The organism is Methylobacterium carpenticola, from assembly GCF_042748905.1.
In the GTDB taxonomy this organism is placed as follows: Bacteria; Pseudomonadota; Alphaproteobacteria; order Rhizobiales; family Beijerinckiaceae; genus Methylobacterium; species Methylobacterium carpenticola.
The window spans coordinates 2,134,632-2,153,473 of sequence record NZ_JBHZEO010000001.1 but is presented as its reverse complement, the minus strand read 5'-3'; the positions used below and the strand labels follow the sequence as shown (position 1 = coordinate 2,153,473).

At 71.2% G+C, this 18,842-nt stretch carries 16 protein-coding genes; 4 read left to right on the top strand and 12 right to left on the bottom strand.

The genetic code is table 11. The features are described 5' to 3' along the window. Position 1: 1 nt before the first annotated feature. The 3 genes from ACE101_RS10210 to ACE101_RS10200 form a co-directional block, all read right to left on the bottom strand. Complete coding sequence (locus ACE101_RS10210; protein ID WP_379128733.1) at positions 2-2,017, bottom strand: hydantoinase B/oxoprolinase family protein; 2,016 nt, start codon at positions 2,015-2,017, stop codon at positions 2-4. Then, the gene (locus ACE101_RS10205; RefSeq protein ID WP_379128730.1) at positions 2,014-4,062 is read right to left on the bottom strand and encodes a hydantoinase/oxoprolinase family protein; all 2,049 of its coding nucleotides are present in this window, start codon (positions 4,060-4,062) and stop codon (positions 2,014-2,016) included. The genes ACE101_RS10210 and ACE101_RS10205 overlap by 4 nt, the downstream gene beginning before the upstream one ends. A gap of 74 nt (positions 4,063-4,136) precedes the next feature. Beyond that, the gene (locus tag ACE101_RS10200) at positions 4,137-5,174 is read right to left on the bottom strand and encodes an ABC transporter substrate-binding protein (RefSeq protein WP_379128728.1); all 1,038 of its coding nucleotides are present in this window, start codon (positions 5,172-5,174) and stop codon (positions 4,137-4,139) included. A gap of 249 nt (positions 5,175-5,423) precedes the next feature. On the opposite strand from ACE101_RS10200, the gene ACE101_RS10195 reads away from it, so the two are divergent. Genes ACE101_RS10195 through ACE101_RS10185 form a run of 3 tightly spaced genes read left to right on the top strand, consistent with a single transcriptional unit; the run spans position 5,424 to position 8,235 of the window. Further along, positions 5,424-6,506: an ABC transporter ATP-binding protein gene (locus tag ACE101_RS10195; RefSeq protein ID WP_379128726.1), complete on the top strand. Its 1,083-nt coding sequence runs from the start codon at positions 5,424-5,426 to the stop codon at positions 6,504-6,506. Continuing rightward, the gene (locus ACE101_RS10190; RefSeq protein ID WP_379128724.1) at positions 6,503-7,402 is read left to right on the top strand and encodes an ABC transporter permease; all 900 of its coding nucleotides are present in this window, start codon (positions 6,503-6,505) and stop codon (positions 7,400-7,402) included. Before ACE101_RS10195 ends, ACE101_RS10190 begins: the two co-directional genes overlap by 4 nt. After that, positions 7,399-8,235, top strand: coding sequence for an ABC transporter permease (locus tag ACE101_RS10185; RefSeq protein WP_379128722.1), 837 nt, complete (start codon positions 7,399-7,401; stop codon positions 8,233-8,235). Before ACE101_RS10190 ends, ACE101_RS10185 begins: the two co-directional genes overlap by 4 nt. A gap of 177 nt (positions 8,236-8,412) precedes the next feature. Here ACE101_RS10185 and ACE101_RS10180 read toward each other — a convergent pair whose 3' ends face one another. The 8 genes from ACE101_RS10180 to ACE101_RS10145 form a co-directional block, all read right to left on the bottom strand. Continuing rightward, complete coding sequence (locus ACE101_RS10180; protein ID WP_379128720.1) at positions 8,413-9,297, bottom strand: MurR/RpiR family transcriptional regulator; 885 nt, start codon at positions 9,295-9,297, stop codon at positions 8,413-8,415. Further along, on the bottom strand, positions 9,294-10,460 hold the full coding sequence (locus tag ACE101_RS10175; RefSeq protein ID WP_379128718.1) for a M20 family metallopeptidase: 1,167 nt from the start codon (positions 10,458-10,460) through the stop codon (positions 9,294-9,296). The genes ACE101_RS10180 and ACE101_RS10175 overlap by 4 nt, the downstream gene beginning before the upstream one ends. A 32-nt stretch (positions 10,461-10,492) precedes the next feature. Then, positions 10,493-11,605, bottom strand: a complete 1,113-nt coding sequence (locus tag ACE101_RS10170; protein ID WP_379128716.1) for an ABC transporter ATP-binding protein — start codon at positions 11,603-11,605, stop codon at positions 10,493-10,495. A 9-nt stretch (positions 11,606-11,614) separates the two neighbouring features. Beyond that, positions 11,615-12,715 carry an ABC transporter substrate-binding protein gene (locus ACE101_RS10165; RefSeq protein WP_379128714.1) on the bottom strand — a complete coding sequence of 367 codons (1,101 nt, stop codon included), beginning with the start codon at positions 12,713-12,715 and terminating at the stop codon, positions 11,615-11,617. A 42-nt stretch (positions 12,716-12,757) separates the two neighbouring features. Beyond that, entirely contained in the window at positions 12,758-13,570 is an 813-nt protein-coding gene (locus tag ACE101_RS10160; protein WP_379128712.1) for an ABC transporter permease, read from the bottom strand. A 10-nt stretch (positions 13,571-13,580) separates the two neighbouring features. Further along, on the bottom strand, positions 13,581-14,483 hold the full coding sequence (locus ACE101_RS10155) for an ABC transporter permease (protein WP_379128709.1): 903 nt from the start codon (positions 14,481-14,483) through the stop codon (positions 13,581-13,583). Continuing rightward, positions 14,455-15,207: an SDR family NAD(P)-dependent oxidoreductase gene (locus ACE101_RS10150; RefSeq protein ID WP_379128706.1), complete on the bottom strand. Its 753-nt coding sequence runs from the start codon at positions 15,205-15,207 to the stop codon at positions 14,455-14,457. The genes ACE101_RS10155 and ACE101_RS10150 overlap by 29 nt, the downstream gene beginning before the upstream one ends. Before the next feature lie 184 nt (positions 15,208-15,391). Beyond that, complete coding sequence (locus ACE101_RS10145; protein WP_379128703.1) at positions 15,392-16,288, bottom strand: polysaccharide deacetylase family protein; 897 nt, start codon at positions 16,286-16,288, stop codon at positions 15,392-15,394. A gap of 243 nt (positions 16,289-16,531) precedes the next feature. Here ACE101_RS10145 and ACE101_RS10140 point away from each other — a divergent pair, with 243 nt between their 5' ends. Next, positions 16,532-17,599 carry a tyrosine-type recombinase/integrase gene (locus tag ACE101_RS10140; protein ID WP_379128700.1) on the top strand — a complete coding sequence of 356 codons (1,068 nt, stop codon included), beginning with the start codon at positions 16,532-16,534 and terminating at the stop codon, positions 17,597-17,599. Between the two features lie 18 nt (positions 17,600-17,617). Here the strand turns inward: ACE101_RS10140 and ACE101_RS10135 are convergent, their stop codons facing one another. Beyond that, on the bottom strand, positions 17,618-18,829 hold the full coding sequence (locus ACE101_RS10135) for an MBL fold metallo-hydrolase (protein ID WP_379128697.1): 1,212 nt from the start codon (positions 18,827-18,829) through the stop codon (positions 17,618-17,620). Between the last annotated feature and the right edge of the window lie 13 nt (positions 18,830-18,842).

The window sequence follows — 18,842 nt, the reverse complement described above, 5'->3', positions numbered from 1 at the left end:
CCTACTCGGCCGCCATGGACGGCGTGCGGATCTCGGCCAGCCGGGGCAGGTCGCCGAAGCGGTCGCACAGGACCTCGTAGGCGGCCTCGACATCCGCGGCCCCGCCCCCGGCCGGCGCCTCGCGGCCCTTCAGGGCGCCGAAGACCTGGTGCTTGACGAAGAAGCGCCACGTCACCGGCACGCTCGCGAGGATGCGGGTGAGGGTCTCGTAGCGCTCGGGCGTCCAGACCCGCTCGAAGGCGACCCGGCCCGGGCCGTGGCCGAAGTCCCGGGAGCCGCGCCGCCGGGCCGTCTCGCCCCGCAGCCGCGCGGTGGCGGAGGCGTCGAGGGCGAGGTCGGGCGTCAGCACGACCCCGTAATCCTCCCGCGCCCGCGCCGCCGAGACGAAGCCGCGGCGCACATCGGCGATCACCGCCTCCGGCGGCCGCTCCAGCGGGTCGCCGTAGCCCCCCGCCCCCGGGCCCTGGATCAGGATCACGTCGCCCGGATCGCAGGGCACGATGTCGGTGGAGCCGAGTTCGACGCAGGCCCCGGTGCCCGGGTTCTTCGCGAAGCGCGAGGGCGCCCCCGAGAGGCCCCCGTTCAGTCCCCAGGCGGAGAACACCGAGCGGTCGCGGTTGCGGGCCGTCACCATCGATTGGGGCGCGAAGAGCTGGAACTCCATCTCCAGCGCCGAGCCGCCGCGCCAGCGCCCGGCCCCGCCGGAATCCGGCACGAGGCCGTAGCGCAGGATCCGCACCGGCACCTCAGCCTCGTTGATCTCGACCGGGGTGTTCTTGAGGTAGGACATGTTGGCGCCGCAGCCCTCGGCGCCGTCCGCCCCCGGGCTGCCGCCGCCGCCGCCCCCGACCGGGCCGATCGAGGCCATCACCGAGCGCCCGGTCCGGGTCGTGGTCTTGACGTTCATCAGGCTCATGCCGCTGCCGGGCGAGGCCGGCATCCGGTCCGGCAGGGCGCGGCAGAAGGCGCCGAGCACCACGGTCTGGGCGAGGTTGCACATCAGGCTGCGCATGCCCACCGCCGCCGGCATCACGGCGTTCATCACCGAGCCCTCGGGCAGGATCGCCCGGGCCGGCCGCACGAAGCCGGCATTCAGCATCGCGGTGCGGTCCTGCGCGTAGAGGGCGTAGACCACGCCCACCATGGCGAGCGCGTGCCGCTCCTTGCCGCCCGTCGGCATGTTGAGCGAGGAGGCGAGCTGCGGGTCGCTGCCGGTGAAGTCGACCGTCAGGGCGTCGCCGTGGACCCGCAGGGTCACGGCGACGCGCACCGGGTAGCCGCCGGCCTGATCCTCGTCGGCATAGTCGGCGAAGAAGTATTCCCCGTCCGGGATCTTCGCGATCACCGCCCGCGCCTGGCGCTCGGCGTAGTCCAGCAGGGCCGGGAGGCCGGTGCGGAACGAGTCCTTGCCGAAGCGGTCGATGATCTCGTGGATCTTGCGCTCGCCGACGTTGACGCAGGCGATCTGGGCGTTGAGGTCGCCCCAGTTCTGCTCGGGCAGCCGGACGTTGTTGGCGATGAGCCGCAGCAGATCCTCGTTCATCACGCCGTCGCGCATCAGCCGCATCGGCGGGATGCGCAGGCCCTCCTGATGGATCTCGGTCAGGCTGCGCGACAGGGTCGCCGGCACGGCGCCGCCCACATCGGTGTTGTGGATGTGGCAGCCGACGAAGCAGACGATCTCGCCGTCGCGGAACACCGGCTTCCAGATGTGGATGTCGGGGGTGTGGGTGGCGACGTAGCCCGCATAGGGGTCGCTGGTGAGGCAGATGTCGCCCTCGCGGTAGTCGAAGAGCTTGATCACATCGCCGTAATCGAGGCCGGTGTACCACGTCGCCCCGAAGGTCTTCGGCGAGGCGACGGTCAGGCCCTCCGGCGTGAGCACCTGGCAGGAGAAGTCCTCGGTCTCCTTGACGAAGGTGGAATGGGCCGTGCGCATGAGCGTCCAGCCCATGCTCTCGGCGGCGGCGGCGCAGTAATTGGCGAGGACCTGGAGGGTCGTGCTGTCGAGGGTCACCGGGCGACCTCCGGGCTGATGCGCAGGTTGGCGTATTCGTCGACCCGGGCCGCGAGGCCCGGCGGGATCACGGTGGTGCAATCGTCCTGGGTGACGATGGCGGGTCCGGCGAAGGTCTGGCCGGGGACGAGATCGGCGCGGCGGTAGACCGCGACGTCGCGATCCGCGCCGTCGAGCCAGGCCCGGGCCGTGCGGACGACGGGAGCCGGACCCGGCCGGAGGTCGTGGCGCGGCAGGCTCGGCTTGGCGGTGCGGCCGCTGATCACGAGGCGCAGCGAGACCAGTTGCAGGGGGGCGTGGCGGTCGGCATGGCCGTAGACCCGCTCGTGCTCGGCGTGGAAGGCCGCCGCGATCGCCGCCACGTCGCCGGCCTCGGCGACCGCGAGGCCGATCGGGGTGTCGATCTCGAAGGACTGGCCGCGATAGCGCATCTCCGCCGAGCAGGTGATGACGGCCTCCCCGTCATAGCCCTGGTCGGTGTGCAGCCACGTCAGCGCGCCCGCCTTCAGCAGCGCGCAGGATTCCCGGATCGTGGAGCCGAGATCGGGGGTCAGGTCGGCGTAGAGGGTCTTGATGAAGTCGTTCTTCAGGTCGGCGATGAGGCCGCCGAGGGCGGAGAGCACGCCGGGCGTGAGCGGCACCACCACCTCGCGCATGCCGAGTTCCCGGGCGAGGAAGCAGGCCATCATCGGCCCGGCGCCCCCGAAGGCGAGGCAGGCGAATTCGCGCGGGTCGATGCCGAAGCGGGAGACCAGGGCGCTCACATCCGTGTACATGCCCGACACCGCGATGCGGATGATCGCCTCGGCGGTCTCCTCGATCGTGCGCCCGAGCGGGCCGGCGAGGTCGGCGACGGCGGCGCGGGCCCGCTCCCGGTCGATCGTCACCGCCGCGTAGCCGATCTCGGCGAGGCCGACGAGGCCGAGCGCCGCGAAGGCGTCGGTGATCGTGGCCCGGGTTCCGCCGCGCCCGTAGCAGGCGGGGCCCGGCCGGGAGCCCGCGCTCTCCGGCCCGACCTTCAGCACGCCCTGCCCGTCGATCCAGGCGATCGAGCCGCCGCCCTCGCCGATCGACGAGACCGAGACGGAGGGGATGTAGATCTGGAAGTCGCCGATCTGCTCGCCGACGCCGTATTGCGGCTGGCCGTCGACGATGATGGCGACGTCCGCCGAGGTGCCGCCGATGTCGAGGCTCATGCAGCGGGGAATGCCGCAGGTCTCGGCGACGTAGCTCGCGCCGATCACCCCCGAGGCGGTGCCCGAGAGGATCATCTGCACGCACTCGCTCTTGCCCTGCTCGGCGGTCATGATGCCGCCGTTGGACTTGGTGAGCCGCGGCTCGGGCGAGACGCCGATCGAGGTCAGGGCGGCCTGGAGCGAGCCGAGGTAATGCGCGACCCGCGGCTGCACGTAGGCGCCGATCGCCGCCGTGATGGTGCGCTCGTACTCGCGGATGATCGGCCAGGTCTCGCTCGACAGGAAGACCGGGATCTCGGGCGCGAGGCGCCCGATCGCCGCCCGGGCGGCCTGCTCGTGGACCGGGTTGCGATAGGCGTGCAGGAAGGAGACGACGATGCCCTCGGCGCCCGCGGCCCTGGCGCCCGCGACCGCCGCGGCGAGGCTGTCCGGATCCAGGGGCGTCAGCTCGTTGCCCTCGGCGTCGAGCCGGCCGGTCACGCCGAAGACCCGGTCGCGGGGGATCAGCGGCGCCGCACGCTTCGAGAGCAGGTTGTACATGTCCGGGATCTTGAGCCGGGCGATCTCCAGCACGTCGCGGAAATGCTCGGTGGTGAACAGCGCGAGCCGCAGGCCCTTGCGCTGGATCACCGTGTTGATGCCGACCGTGGTGCCGTGGGTGAAATAGGCGATGTCGGCCGGGCTGATCCCGTAGCGCTCGCCCGCGAGCCTGATGCCCGCGATGACCTCGGCACCCGGCTCGTCCGGGCGCGAGAACACCTTGAGGCTCCTGAGGCTCTGCGTCGCCTCGTCGAACAGGGCGAAATCGGTGAACGACCCGCCGATATCGACGCCTACCCGGTAACCCATGCTGCTGCCTCCCGGCCGGGCGCGGCCCGGCCTCTCCTCGTCACCGCCTCTCGCCGAAGGGCCGTGCGGCCCGGTCAGCGTCCCACTTCCTTGTTCCAGGTCTCGACCCACTTCGCCTGGCGGGGCGGGATATCCTGGAAGGGCGGGAAGATCAGGCGCTCGGGCGCGGTGATCTCGTGCGCGATCTTGGGATCGAACTTGGCATCCGCGTTGACCACGCCGTAGCGGATCGCGCTGCCGAAGCAGGACTGGGCCTCGGCGCTCAGCGACATGTCCGCGAAGGCGTAGCCGAGATCGCTGCTGTTCTTGACCTTCTGGATCCAGGTCACGCCCACGATCACGCCCGGCTCCGGCGTGGCGTACTTGAACTCCGGATTCTTGTCGTCGATGAAGGCCCAGGCGCGGCCGTCCCAGTACATCGCGATGTCGAGGTCGCCGCTCTTCATCCCGTTGAGGACGCTGTTGGGATCGGTCCAGAGGCTGAGATTGCCGCTCTTCTGCATGCGCCTGACCTGCGCGATGCCGGGCGCGACGTCGTCGATGCCGCCGCCGTAGAGCGTGGCGAAGCTCCAGATCGAGACCGTGAGCCCGCCGCTCGGATAGTTCACGTTCGGGATCGCGGCCTTCCACTTGCCCGCGACCGTGCCCTCCACGAAGGCCTTCCAGTCCTTGGGCGGGTCCGTCACCGTCTCGGAATTGTAGATGATCCCCATGCCGCCGTAATTGTGCGGCGCCCCGTAGCCGTCGCCGAGCCCCTTGAAGCGCGGCCCCAGCTTGGCGAGATTCGGGACCTTGTCGGGGGTGAGGCGGTCGACGAGGCCGCGGTTGATCGCGTCGTAGGCCGTCTCGGACGGGTTGTAGACGATGTCGAGCGGGGGCTTGCCCGGGCTCGCGGCGATCTGGTTCAGCCACTGGATCGGCGCGCCGAGCACCACGTCGACGGTCTTGCCGGTCTTCTTCTGGAACGGCTCGACCACGCAGCGCCGCAGGCTCTGTTCCCAGACGCCCCCGAACGAGCCGACCACGAGGTCGGCCGCTCCGGCCGCCGAACTCGCCAGGACCGCGGCGGCGGCGACGGCCGCCCGGAATGGTGCATGATGGATGACGCGCATGGACCGGCTCCCCGCGGGTGTGCGGCGCTCTGTTCATTCACTATCGTGAATACGGAGCTGCCCCTTGTAAACCGGAAAAATCACCGTTGCCCACAAAGGCACCATGTGCACACATAGAACTCAAACTCAGAACTGAATTTTCGAGTTTTCGTGAAGCTGAGTGATCCGAGGTTGCGGAGTCCCGTGTATTCATTCTATCGAATGTGATGACCGTGCGGGCGGGCGACCCGCGGAGAGCCGGAGGTGCCGATGACGAGCGCCGTGCCGCTGAAGCTGGCCGATGTCAGCAAACGCTTCGGGGCCCTTCAAGCCCTCAAACCCCTGACGCTCACCATCGCCGGGGGCGAGATGCTCGCCCTGCTCGGCCCCTCGGGCTGCGGGAAGACCACCACGCTGCGGATCATCGCCGGCTTCGAGACGCCCGATACCGGCCAGGTGCTGATCGGCGGGCAGGACGTCACCGACCTGCCGCCGAACCGGCGCGGCCTCGGCATGGTGTTCCAGAACTACAGCCTGTTCCCGCACATGAGCGTGGGGGAGAACGTCGCCTACGGCCTCGCCATGCGCGGCGTGCCCGCGGCGGAGCGGCGGGTCCGGGTGCGGCGGATGCTCGACCTCGTGCGCCTCGGCCAGCACGAGGACCGCCAGATCCACCAGCTCTCCGGCGGCCAGCAGCAGCGCGTGGCCCTGGCCCGCTCGCTCGTCACCAACCCCTCCGTGCTGCTCCTCGACGAGCCGCTCGGCGCCCTCGACAAGAACCTGCGCGAGCGCATGCAGTTCGAGCTGCGCGAGATCCAGCGCCGGCTCGGGATCACCTCGATCATCGTCACCCACGACCAGGAGGAGGCGCTGACGATGAGCGACCGCGTCGCCGTGATGGCGGAGGGGCGCATCGTCCAGGTCGGTGCGCCGACCGAGGTCTACGAGCGCCCGCGCACCCGCTTCGTGTCCGAGTTCCTCGGCACGGCCAACATCTTCTCCGGCACGATCGCGGACCGGGCCGGCCCGCGGGACTTCACCGTCACCCTCGATCTCGACCAAGCGCCCCGCAGCCGCGTGCAGTCGGAGGAGCCTCTCTCGGCCGGGCGCCGGGTGCTGCTCGCGGTCCGGCCGGAGCGCCTGCGGATCGGCCCGCCGGAGGCGGGCGAGATCCGGGCGCGCGTGCAGGACGTGGTCTTCCGCGGCAGCTACTTCGCCTACGAGCTCGCCGTGCCGGGCCAGGACGGGCCGGTCTTCGCCTACGCCCAGGCGCGCGAGGCGGTGCCGGCGGACGGGCTGGTGGGCCTGACCTGGCCGGCCGAGGGCGCCATCATCCTGCAGGACGCGCCATGACCGCCACCGTCGAGGACGCCGCCGCGGTGGCGGCTCCCGCTCCCGCCCGGCGCCGGGGCGATCCCTATCGCCTCGCCCGGTCGAGCTGGACGGTGCCGGTCCTGGTCTTCCTCGGGTTCTTCTTCGTGATCCCCCTCGGGGCCAATCTCTGGCGCAGCCTCGCCACCGGCGAGGCGCTGACGCAGGGCGCCCTCGTCTTCTACACGCGGCTCGTGGGCGACGCCTATTACGCCGGGGTTCTCGTCGAGACCGTGAAGGTCGGGGTGGTGGCGACGCTCGCGAGCCTGATCATCGGCTACCCGGTCGCCTACTTCATGGTGCGGTATGCCGGGCGCTGGAACGGGCTCATCGTCTTCCTGCTGATCGCGCCGCTCCTGACCTCGATCATCATGCGCACCTTCGGCTGGCGGGTGCTGCTCGCCCGCAAGGGGGCGCTGACGCTCCTCCTGCACGATTGGGGGCTGATCGCGCGGCCGGTCAATCTCGCGGACGACCCGATCGCGGTCTACGTCGCCCTGGTGCACGTGCTGGTGCCCTTCATGGTGCTGTCGATCGTGGCGGTGCTCCAGCAGGTGGACGTGCGGCTGGAGGAATCCTCGCGGGTGCTCGGCGCCGGCCCGCTGACCACCTTCCTGCGCATCACCCTGCCGCTCAGCCTCGACGGCATCGCCACCGGCTGCATCCTGGTCTTCGTCATCACCAACGGCAGCTTCCTCACCATGCTGCTCCTCGGCGGCGGCAAGGTCACGACCCTGTCGGTGCTGATCTACCAGCAGTTCAACGTCGCCCGGGACACCGGCTTCGCGGCCGCGATGGGGAACGTGCTGCTGTTCATCGCCCTCGTCTGCCTCGCCCTCCAGGCGCGGTTCCTGCGCCGCCAGGGAGTGAAGTCATGAGCGAGGACGCGACCCTGGCCGCCCTGCCCCGCCGGCGGCGGCGCGTGAACGGCGCGGCGATCGCGCTCGGCGCCTACGTGGTGGTCTTCCTCGGCTTCATCGTGGCGCCGATCGCCGCGGTGGTGATGGTGTCGTTCTCCTCGGCCTCCTTCATCACCTTCCCGATCCCGGGCCTGACCTTGCGCTGGTACTGGCGCATCGTCGAGTACCGCCCCTTCGTCGACGCGATGCTGGTCTCGATCGAGATCGCCGTCGCCTCGACCCTGCTCGCCGCCCTGCTCGGGGTGCCGGCGGCGCTCGCGCTCGCCCGCGCCCGCGGCGCCCTCGCGGCCGTCGTGGCGAACCTGCTGCTCGCGCCGATCACCGTGCCGGCGATCGTGCTCGGCCTCGCCCTGCTCTATTTCCTGGCGAGCCTGTCGCTCGGCCTGTCCTTCGTGGCGCTGCTGATCGCCCACACGGTGGCGGGCATTCCCTACGTCACCCGCACGGTGCTCGCCGTCTACCGCGCCCTGCCGCCGGATCTCGAGGAGGCCTCCGCGGTGCTCGGGGCGACGCGCTGGCAGACCTTCCGCCACACCACCCTGCCGCTGATCCGGCCCGGCATCTTCGCGGGCGGCCTGTTCGCGGTCCTGACCTCCCTCGACAACCTGCCGCTGTCGTTCTTCTTCGGCAGTGCCAACACCAGCACGTTGCCCGTGGTGATGCTGAGCTACATGGAGAACCAGTTCGATCCCTCGATCGCCGCGGTCAGCACCGTGCAGATGCTGATCGCCGTGGTGGCGCTCCTCGTCACCGACCGGGTCTACGGGATCGAGAAGCTGACGGCGGCGTGATACGGTTTCCGGACGATCACTTTCGGAAACCGTATCACGCGCCCGCGCGGCGCCTGAGCGAGGCCGGTTTCCGCATCGCGAAGCGATCATCCGGAAACCGTATGAGAGGTGGAGCGATGGCCGGCCTGCCCCGTCCCGCGCCCGACGGCTTCCGCAAGCCATCCTCCGGAAACCGTATCACTGCCCCAGGAAGGTGCCGAAGGTCGCGTAGAGCTGCTCGCCCCGGCGCAGGGCCTCCAGCATCGCCGCGCGGCGGCGCCGGGCGACCGCGCCGACGAGGAGGCCCGCGAGGCTCATGGCGGCCGTGAAGGAATCGAACACCGACTGGCTGCCCGTCTGGATCATCAGGCGGTGGGTCGCGTGCGGGCAGAGCGGCGAGAGCGGGCTGTCGGTGAGCGCGACGACCTCGCCGCCGAGCCCGCGCAGATGGGCCGCGGCCCGCGTGGTGTTGGGCGAGTAGCGGCGGATGCTGATCCCGATCAGGAGATCGTCGGGGCTGAGCCAGAGCAGCCGGTCGGCGATCCGCGCCTCGCCGGTATCGAGCAGCACCACGTCGGGCAGGCTGAAATTCAGGTGGGTCTGGATGTAGTAGGCGATCGGGAAGCTGTTCTTCTCGCCGATCACGTAGATCTTGCCGCGCCCGGCGCAGAGGCGCTCGACGATGGCCTCGATCTCGCCCTCCGGGATGGCCGCGAAGGTCCCGCGGATGTTGGCGATCTCGGTCTCGCAGGTGCGGGCCATGATCTCCGCGAGCGAGGCCTCGGCGTCGTCGGGCAGGCGCGCGCGCTCGGCCGGCGAGTGCAGCTTGCGCGAGACGTCGCGGCGCACCTCCTGCTGCACCGCCTGGAAGCTCTCGTAGCCGAGCTTGGCGAAGAGCCGCACCACGGTGGCGGGGCTGACCCCCGTCGCCCGGGCGATGGCCGAGGCGCTGTCGAGGCAGGCCTGCGGGTAATGCGCGACGAGGTAGCGGGCGATCTCGGTCTCCCGCACCGTCAGCGCCGCCTGGGCCGCCTCCAGCCGGGCGAGCAGGGTCGGCGTCTCGGCGGGGATCGGCCGCGTCACGGCCGGGCGGCCCGGCGCAGGATCGTCAGCGCCGCGGCCTGGGCGCGCGGCACCAGGGTGTCGAGCCGGCAATACTCGTCGGGCGAGTGGGCGCCGCCGCCGACCGGACCGGTGGCGCAGAGCGTCGGCGCGCCGACCGAGGCCGTGAAGCCGCTATCGGCCGAGCCGCCGGTGAACTCGCCCTCGACCGGGAAGCCGATCTCCCGCGCGCAGGCGGCGTAGTCCTGAAACAGGGCCAAGCCAGCCTCGCTCCCGGTGAGCGGCAGGAAGCGGCCCTCGCGCAGGATCCGGGCGCGCGTGCCGGGGGGATCCGCCTCCGCCACGATGGCCGCGATGGCCTCCTGCGCCGCCGCCATGGCGGCGTGGTCGCGAAACCGCACGTCGACCTCCAGGCTCGCATGCGGCGCCACCGTGTTGACCGTGGTGCCGCCCCGGACGAGGCCGACATTGACCGTGGTGCCGGCGTCGAGGTCCTGGAGGGCGTGCAGGCGCAGGATCTTGCGGGCCATGGCCTCGATGGCGCTCGCCCCCTTGCCGGGCTCGACCCCCGCATGGGCCGCCCGCCCCTCGATGGCGATGGCGAGGAACAGGGCGCCCTTGCGGGCGGTCACCACGTTGCCGGAGGCGCGCCCCGGCTCCGCGTTGAGGACGAGGCGGGCGCCCCGCGCCGCTTCCTCGATCACCGGCCGCGAGGCGGGCGAGGCGATCTCCTCGTCGCCGGTGCAGAGGAGCCGCAGCGGCATCGGCGCGCCGCCCGCGGCGGCGAAGGCCTCCGCCACGAAGACGTTCATGACGAGCCCCGCCTTCATGTCGGCGACGCCCGGGCCGGTGGCGATGCCGTCCGCGACCCGGAACGGGCGCTCGGCCGCGGTGCCGGCGGGGAAAACCGTGTCCATGTGCCCGAGGAGCAGGGCGTGCCCGCCCGGCGCGTCCCCCGGCAGATCCGCGACGAGGTTGTCCCCGTGCGCGGCATGGGGAACCGTCCTCGTGGCGATGCCGGCCGTGCTCAGGTGCCGCCGCAGCGCCGCCCCGACCCGGTCGATGCCGGCCTTGTCGGTGCTGCCGCTGTCGAGGCTCACGATCTCGGCGAGCAGCGCCACCATGGCCTCGTGCCGGAGGCCGAGCCAGTCGAGCACCGCGCGCTCGCGGTCGTTCAGCGTCATGGTGCGCGTCCTCGCAGACATCACGGCAGAAATCACGGCCGGCTGGCGAAGACCAGAACGTTCTCCGGCCGGAAGCCGAGGGTGACGGGGCTGCCGAGCATGGGGGGCGCCTCCTCCCCGTCCCCGTTCGGCGTCATGGCGATCAGGGTCTCGCCCCCGCCGATATCGACGTGGTGATAGGTCACCGCGCCCGTATAGACGCTGTGGCGCAGGGTGCCGGCGACGAGGGTGCGGCCGGGGGCGAGATCCGCCCCGGGATTCACCTCGACCTTCTCCGGCCGGACCACGAGATCCACCGCCTGGGCGGGGGCGAGGTCCGGCTCCGCGGCGACCCGGACGATCTGGCCGGAGGCCATCGCCACCGTGGCGGTGCCCCCCTCCACGGTCTCGACCCGGCCGCGCACCGCGTTGGTGAAACCGATGAAGTCCGACACGAAGCGGCTGCGCGGGCGCTCGTAGACCTCGGCCGGGGTGCCGAGCTGGACCACCCGCCCCTCCTCCATCACCACGATCCGGTCCGAGAGGGTGAGCGCCTCCTCCTGATCGTGGGTGACGAAGACCGTGGTGATGCCGACCTCGCGCTGGAGCTGCTTGATCTCGACCTGCATCTGCTCGCGCAGCTTGCGGTCGAGGGCGGCGAGCGGCTCGTCGAGGAGGAGCACGCTCGGCCTCGTCACGATGGCGCGGGCGAGCGCCACCCGCTGGCGCTGGCCGCCCGAGAGCTGCGAGGGCCGGCGGTCGGCGAGGTGCGACAGGCGCACCTGCGCCATGGCGGCCGCGACCTTGGCGTCGATCTCGGCGCGCGCTTCGCGCCGCATGGCGAGGCCGAAGGCGACGTTCTCGGCCACGCTCATGTGCGGGAACAGGGCGTAGTTCTGGAACACCATCCCGATGTTGCGCTTCCAGGGCGCGAGCGCGGTGACGAGCGCGCCTCCGATGCGGATCTCGCCCGCATCGGGCTGTTCGAGCCCGGCGATCATCCGCAGGGTCGTGGTCTTGCCGCAGCCCGAGGGCCCGAGGAAGCTCACGATCTCCCCCGGCCGGATCGCCAGGGACACGTCCCGGACCGCCTGGACCGGGCCGTACCACTTCTTCACACCGCGCAGCTCGACGCCGACGGCCTCCGCGGTCAGGGAAACGCTCATCGCAGGGCCTCAGGACTTCAGGGTGCGGTCGATCAGGGTCTTCAGCCGCGGCATCTCGGCGCCGAGCTTGACGAAGTCCGGCCGCACGAGCTTGGCCACCGCGTCCGCCGCCGAGACGATGGCGGGGTTGGATTTCATCGCCTCGGGGATCGCCACCCGGCTGCTCGCCGGCGAGTAGAAGCCGCGCTCGATCCAGGCCCGCTGGCACGCGTCGGAGAGCCAGGTGTTGAGGTAGCGCTGGGTCAGCTCGGTGACGGCGGGCGAGAAGCCGGCGCAGACCTGCATGTGGCCGGTCCATTGCACCGCCCCCTCCTTGGGGATGGTGAAGGCGACGTTCTTGCCCTGGGACTTGGCCATGGCGGTCCACGAGCCCCAATGCGGCGCGAGCCAGATCTCGCCGCGGTGGACGAGATCCTCCTCCATGGTCGGCGAGTTCACCCAGGCGCCGATATTCGCCTTGTGGGGCGCCCAGGCCTTGATGCCCTCCTCGACGCTCGGCCCCTTGCCGGTGACGACGCCCGCCATGATGTAGGCGTCGTAATAGACGTCCCACATCGACACCCGGCCCTTGTATTTCGGGTTCCAGAGGTCGGTCCAGGATTTCGGCTCCTCCACCTTGTCGGGGTTGTACATGATCCCCCAGGGCGTCAGGTGGAACGGGATGCCGAAGCCGCCGGGCGTCGACAGGCCCTCGGGCAGGGCGGCGGCGTTCGGGACCAGGGCGGGGTCGAACTTCGCCCACATCTTGTCGTTGAGACCGCGCTGGGCGAAGAGGTCGTTGACCATGGCGCCGCTGACCACCGGGTTGGCGCGCTGGGCCAGCATCTTCGGATAGGCGACGGCGTTCGAGGCCGCCTCGAAGCTCACCTCGGTCTTCGGGTGATCCTTGCGGAAGGCCGGCACGGTGACGTCGCGCAGGATCTCCGGGACGATGCCGGGCTGGGACAGGATCACCAGCTTGGCGACCTCCGCGGCGGGGGCCTGCGCCAGGGCCTCGGCGAAGTGCAGGAGCGAGGTGCCCGCGGCACCCGCCGCCACCAGGCCCTTGAGGAGCCCGCGACGGTGCGGATGGCCCGCGAAGGCGGCGAGGAGGTCGTCGGTCTCAGCCATGTGCAGCCCCTGATGGTGTGGATGGATCCGCGGGCGACCAGCTCACCCGCCGAATTGTCGGCCGAGCCCGACCAGCTTCTCGATGGTCAGGATGGCGATCGTGGTCATCAGGAGCAGCACCGTCGAGATCGCGGCGAGCGTCGGATCGAGGGTGAACTCGCTGTAATTGTACATCTCGAGCGGCAGGGTCATCAGGCCGGGGCCGACGAGGAACATCGACACCGTGAACTCGTCGAACGAGATGATCAGCGCGAAGGTGGCGCCCGCCAGAAGCCCCGGGCGCAGCATCGGCAGCGTCACGTGGCGGAAGGCCTGCCAGCGGTCGGCCCCGAGGGTGTGGGCCGCCTCCTGATAGCTGCGGTCGATCTCCCGCAGGGTCGCGACCGCGGTGCGCAGGATGTAGGGCAGCGTCAGCACCACATGCGCCAGCGCGAGGCCCCAGAAGCTGCGCAACAGGCCGAGCGGCGTCATCACCAGGGCGAGCGCGGCGGCGAGCACGATCGCCGGGAAGACCAGCGGGGTGAGGAACACCGTCAGCAGGGCCTCGCGGCCGGGGAAGGTGTGGCGCACGAACGCGATGGCGGCGAGCACGCCCGCCACCGTCGAGATCGCGGTGGCGACGAGCGCCACCGCGGCGCTGAGCCAGAAGGCGCTGATGAATTCCGGCCGCGCCCAGATGTTGGCGAACCAGCGCAGGGAGAAGCCGCGCGGCGGGAAGGTGAGCGAGACGTCGTTGCTGAAGGCGAGCGGCACCACGATCAGCACCGGCAGGGCGAGGAACAGCACGACGAGGCCGACATAGGCCGCGAGCAGGCGCTCGCCGAGCGGGACGGGCCGGGCGGGGGAGGCATCCATGGTCGGCTCCTCAGCGGCGGGCATGGCGGCGCAGGAACAGGCCGTAGGCGGCCAGCACCACGAGCGTTCCGACCGTCAGGATCATCGCGGCGGCGGCGCCGGTCGGCCAATCGACCAGCACCACCATCTGCTCGTGGATGGTGATCGCCAGCACGCTCACCTGCCCGCGCCCCAGCATCACCGGGGTGACGAAGGCGCCGACCGTGAGGCAGAACACGATCACCGAGCCCGAGGCGATGCCCTGCACCGAGAGCGGCAGGGCGACCTTGAGGAAGCTGCGGACCGGATCGGCGCCGAGCACGGCGGCCGCCTCGATGCAGCTGCGGTCGATCTTGCCGACCACCGCCGCCACCGAGAGGATCATGAACGGCAGCAGGATGTGGACCATCCCGAGCACCACGCTCCAGAAGCCCTGCATCAGCCGGAGCGGCTCGTCGATCACCCCGAGCCCGTGCAGGATCGCGTTCACCAGCCCCTCGTTGCCGAGGATGATGGTCCAGCCCAGCGTGCGCACGATGATGCTGACGAGGAGCGGCGCGATCACCCCGAGGAAGATCAGGTGCTTGCGCCGGGAGGAGGAGCGCGCGAGGTACCACGCGACCGGATAGCCGGCGACCGCGGTGATCAGCGTGACCACGACGGCGAGCAGGAAGGTCCGGCCGATGATGCGCAGGAAGTACGGGTCGGTGAGGACGGTCCGGTAATGCTCCAGCGTGTAGCCGGTCGGATCGGGGAAGCGGTCCTGGAACGAGACCTGGAGCATCATCAGGACCGGCCAGACGAGCCCGGCCGCGAGGATCAGGAGCCCCGGCCCGAGCAGCAGCCCGAGGCCGAGGGCCGGCCGGCGCAAGGCACGCCGCGGCGGCGCGGCCTCGGCCGGCGCGTCAGTTAATCCACTGACCGCCATCGACATCGATGATCTCCCCGGTGAGGTAGTTCGGCTCGACGGTGGCGAGGAAGGCCACCACCACGGCGACGTCCTCGGGCGTGCCGATGCGGCCGAGCGGGATGGTGCCGGTGATCGCCTCGCGGTTGGCGGCGATCAGGCCTGCGGTCAGCGCCGTCTCGATCGAGCCCGGGCAGACCGCGTTGACGCTGACCGCGGGGGCGAGTTCCTTGGCGAGCGCCCGGGTCATTCCCAGGATGCCCGCCTTGGCGGTGCAATAGGCGAACTTGCTCACCGCCGAGCGCGCGCCGCCGGTATGGGCGCTCACCGACGAGATGTTGACGATGCGCCCGCGCCCGGCCGCCAGCATCGCCGGCGCCACCGCCTTGCACCAGTTGAAGCAGCTCTTGAGGTTGACCGCGATGGTGCGGTCCCACTCGTCCTCGGAGATCTCGACCAGGGATTTCGGCTGCGAGATGCCGGCATTGTTCACGAGCACGTCGATGCGCCCGAAGCGGTCGAGGCAGGCGGCCGCGTGCCCGCCGACCAGGGCGAAGGCGCTGACGTCGCCCGGCAGCGCCAGGACCTCGATTCCGGTCGCCGCGACCCGCTCCACGGCGGCGGCGAGATCCGGCCCGTCGAGATCGGACAGGGCGATGCGGTAGCCCTTGTGGGCGAGCGCCAGGGCCGTCGCGAGGCCGATGCCGCGCGCTCCGCCGGTCACGATGGCTGCTGGCGGATGCTCGGGCACGGGATCGCTCCATCAGGGAGGAGACGGGCACCCGCGGGAACCGGGGGTGCCGATGCAAAGATCTTTGCATCGGCACCCCAGAGCGTAAAGCCCATTTCATGGGCCCGGAGCGGTGCACCTGCCGATTCGCGCAGCAGGAATCTCAAGCTCCGGTTGTCAGCCCCTCATCGCCGGACCGTCGTCGTCAACCATGGGCCTTGGCGTAGGCGGCGATCTCCGCATGGGTGGCGAACCAGACGTCGCCCCTGGCCTTGGCGTGGCGGATGACCTCCTCGAGGATCCAGATCCGCGAGCGGTAGCCGATGATGTGCGGGTGCATGGTGAGCTGGAACAGCCCGCCCTCCGCATAGGCCGCGTCGAATTCGCGCCGGAAGACGTCGAGGACGTCGCTCGGCGGCGTGTAGGGCCGCAGCGACTGGAAGCGATGCATCATGAAGTAGACCGCATCGTCGCGCACCCACTCGACCGGCAGCTCCACGATGCCGGTGGGCTCGCCGTGCAGCAGGAGTTCGTAGCAATCCTCGTCGGCCATCAGCGAGGAATCGTAGGCGAGCCCCATCTCCGTCTCGATGGACAGCGTGTTGGGGCTGAAGTCCCAGGAGGGGGTGCGCAGCCCCACCGGGCGCACGCCGGTGATGGTCTCCAGGGCGTCGGCCGAGCGCAGCATCAGGTCGCGCTCCGCCTCCCCCGGCAGGACCGAGTTGAGTTCGTGGATCCAGCCGTGGATGCCGATCTCGTGCCCCTGCGCCACGAGGCGTCGCTGCTCGTCGGGATAGAGCAGCGCCACCACCGCGGGCACGTAGAAGGTCGCCTTGATCCCGTGCCGGTCGAGGAGCGCCTCGATCCGCGGCACGCCGACCCGGTTGCCGTACTGGCCCCAGGACATCCGGCCGATGGACTTGCCGCCCTCGCGCAGCTCGTTGGTCTCGTGATCGGAATCGAACGACAGGGCGACGGCGCAACGCGCGCCGTCCTTCCAGCGGGCCGGGCGGTAGGAGCGGCCCGCGCGGACCTGGCCGACCCGCCGGCGCCACTCCGCTTCGCTCCACTGCCAGGGCTCAAGTGAGGGGGCATCTGCCATGATCGTTCGGCTCCTGCTCGAGGGCCCGCCGGGCGCTGCGGGCGGTGGGGACCCAGGTTCCCGGGACGTGCCACGGCGCGCAAGACCCGGGCCTCACGGGCCTGCCATGCGGCAGGGGCCTGGCGCCCCGGCGGCAGGGGCGCGGTGCCCCTGCGGCAGGAGCGTGGCGCCCCCAACCCGCCCGGAGAGCCCCGCCGCCGGGAGTTGAGGACGCGTTAGGACCTCGGCGGATACGATCCCGGCATGGAGCTCGATCCCGCCGATCCCAGCCCCGGGCCGCTTGACGAAACGTCGGCCGCCCTCCCCGCCCCGGCCGCCGCGGCGCTGCCGCCCGGCCTCGACGGGATCGAACGGCTGGAGGCCTATGCCCGCGCGGCGCGCGGGGCCTTCGCGCCGAACACCGTCCGGGCGCTCGCCGCCGACGGCCGGATCTTCTCGGATTGGTGCCGGGCCAACGGCCTCACGATGCTGCCCGCGAGCCCTGCGACGGTCGCCGACTTCATCGATGCACAGGCGGAGGCGAAGTCCCGCGCCACCGTCGAGCGCTACCGCTCCTCCATCGCCATGCTTCACCGCGCGGCCGGCTTGGCCAATCCCTGCACGGACGAGCTGGTGCGCTTGGCCATGAAGCGCATGAGCCGCGCCAAGGGCCGCCGCCAGAAGCAGGCGGAGCCGCTCAACCGGCCGAGCATCGACCGCATGCTGACCGTCAAGGCGACCGAGCGCCTGCACCGGCGGGTGGCGGAGGCCGGGCGCGCAGTGCCGCTGATCGCCCTGCGCAACGCCGCGCTCGTGGCCGTGGCCTACGACACGCTGCTGCGGCGCTCCGAGCTGGTGTCCCTGCGCATCGAGGATCTGGAGCGGGCCCAGGACGGGTCCGGCACGATCCTGGTGCGGCGCACCAAGACCGACCAGGAGGGGGAAGGCGCGGTCAAGTATCTGGCGCCGGACACGATCGCGCATGTGGAGGCGTGGCTCGCCGCGGCGGGGCTCGCGCAGCAGCAGGGGCCGCTGTTCCGGCCGGTGACGAAGGGCGGCCGGGCGGGCGAGGCGGCGCTCGGCGATGCCGAGGTCTACCGGATCTACCGCGCGATCGCGGCGGCGGCCGGCGTGAAGCTCGCCCGCCCGCCCTCCGGGCATTCGACCCGGGTCGGGGCGACGCAGGACATGTTCGCGGCCGGGTTCGAGCTGCTCGAGGTCATGCAGGCGGGTTCGTGGAAGACGCCCGCCATGCCGGCCCGCTACGGCGAGCGCCTCAGGGCGCAGCGCGGGGCGGCCCGCAAGCTCGCGACGCTGCAGAACCGCGCGTGACGGCCGAGCCGTCCCGCCTCAGGAGGCCGAAGCCGTGAAGGCCAAGCGCGTGCCCGTATAGGCCCGGATCAGCTTGGCCGGCATCTCGGCCTTGGCGATCTCGAAGAACGTCTCGCCCGAGCAATGGAGCGGCACCACGAAGTCCGGGCCGATCTCCTTGAGGGCCGCGATCGTCCGGCGGACGTAATCGGGCTGGTAGGGCGCCAGATGGAATCCGCCGATCACGGCGTGGACCTTCTCGACCCCCGAGACCGCCTGCGCCTGCCGGATCGCGTTCACGACGCCCCGGTGGCTGCAGGAGGTCAGGATCACGAGCCCGCGGCCCTTCAGGTTGAAGGCGGTGGCGATCTCGTGCCGGAACTGGTCGGGGACAAGGCCCTGGCTCCGGTCCATCGGCGAGAGCCGGGCTGGGTCGCAGCCGGAGCCCTGCGTCAGGCCGGGCCTCATCGCACTGGGGGACAGGAGGGTCTCGAAGCTGCGCTGGTCGATCTGGCCCGAGGTGAAGCCGTGCCCCGCGACGAGCGCGGGGCGTTCGGTCGAGGTGACGGTCAGGTTCGCGGCTTCGAGGGCCCCGCGGTCGATGACGCCGAAATCGCCCTTCGCCGGCGGGGCCGTCCATTCGCGGGCGCAGAAGCAGTCCTCGCCGCCGACATGGAAGGCCAGCCCCTGCTTCAAGCGCTCCCGGTGCTGCGCCAGGAAGCCCGCCAATCCGCCGAAATGGTCGTAATGGCCGTGGCTCAGCACGAGCGCGTCGATCTCGGCGGGCTGCACGCCCAGGAGCCGCAGGTTGTTGTTGAGCGCCTCGGGCGTGAAGCCGAAATCGACCAGGATGCGGCGTGTCTCCTCGCCACGGCGCGAGCTGACATGCATCGAGAGGCCGAACTCGCTGTTCAGGGTCGGACCCGGCGGATGGTCCGGCGCGATCCCCCAGCCGAAATGCTCGACGGCAAGCCCCTCGACCGTCCGGCCCGGGGCGACGGCGAACTGGTAGCTGTCGGTGACGATGCGGACCGCGACGGCGTCGAGTTCCGGCACGGATCCGGTCACGGCGTCGGCGAGCGCCGGGCGGGCCTGCCCGAGGAGGCCCGCCAGGAGCAGGCCGAGGAGGGCGGTCCCGCCGCCGCAGAGCAGGTCCCGCCGGTCCGGCTCGTCACAGGAGAGCCTCGATCGCGCGTGACGGCGGTCGGGCTCGCGGAACGGCAACAGGGTCGGATCGATCGCGACAGTCATGGCGACCTCCCGC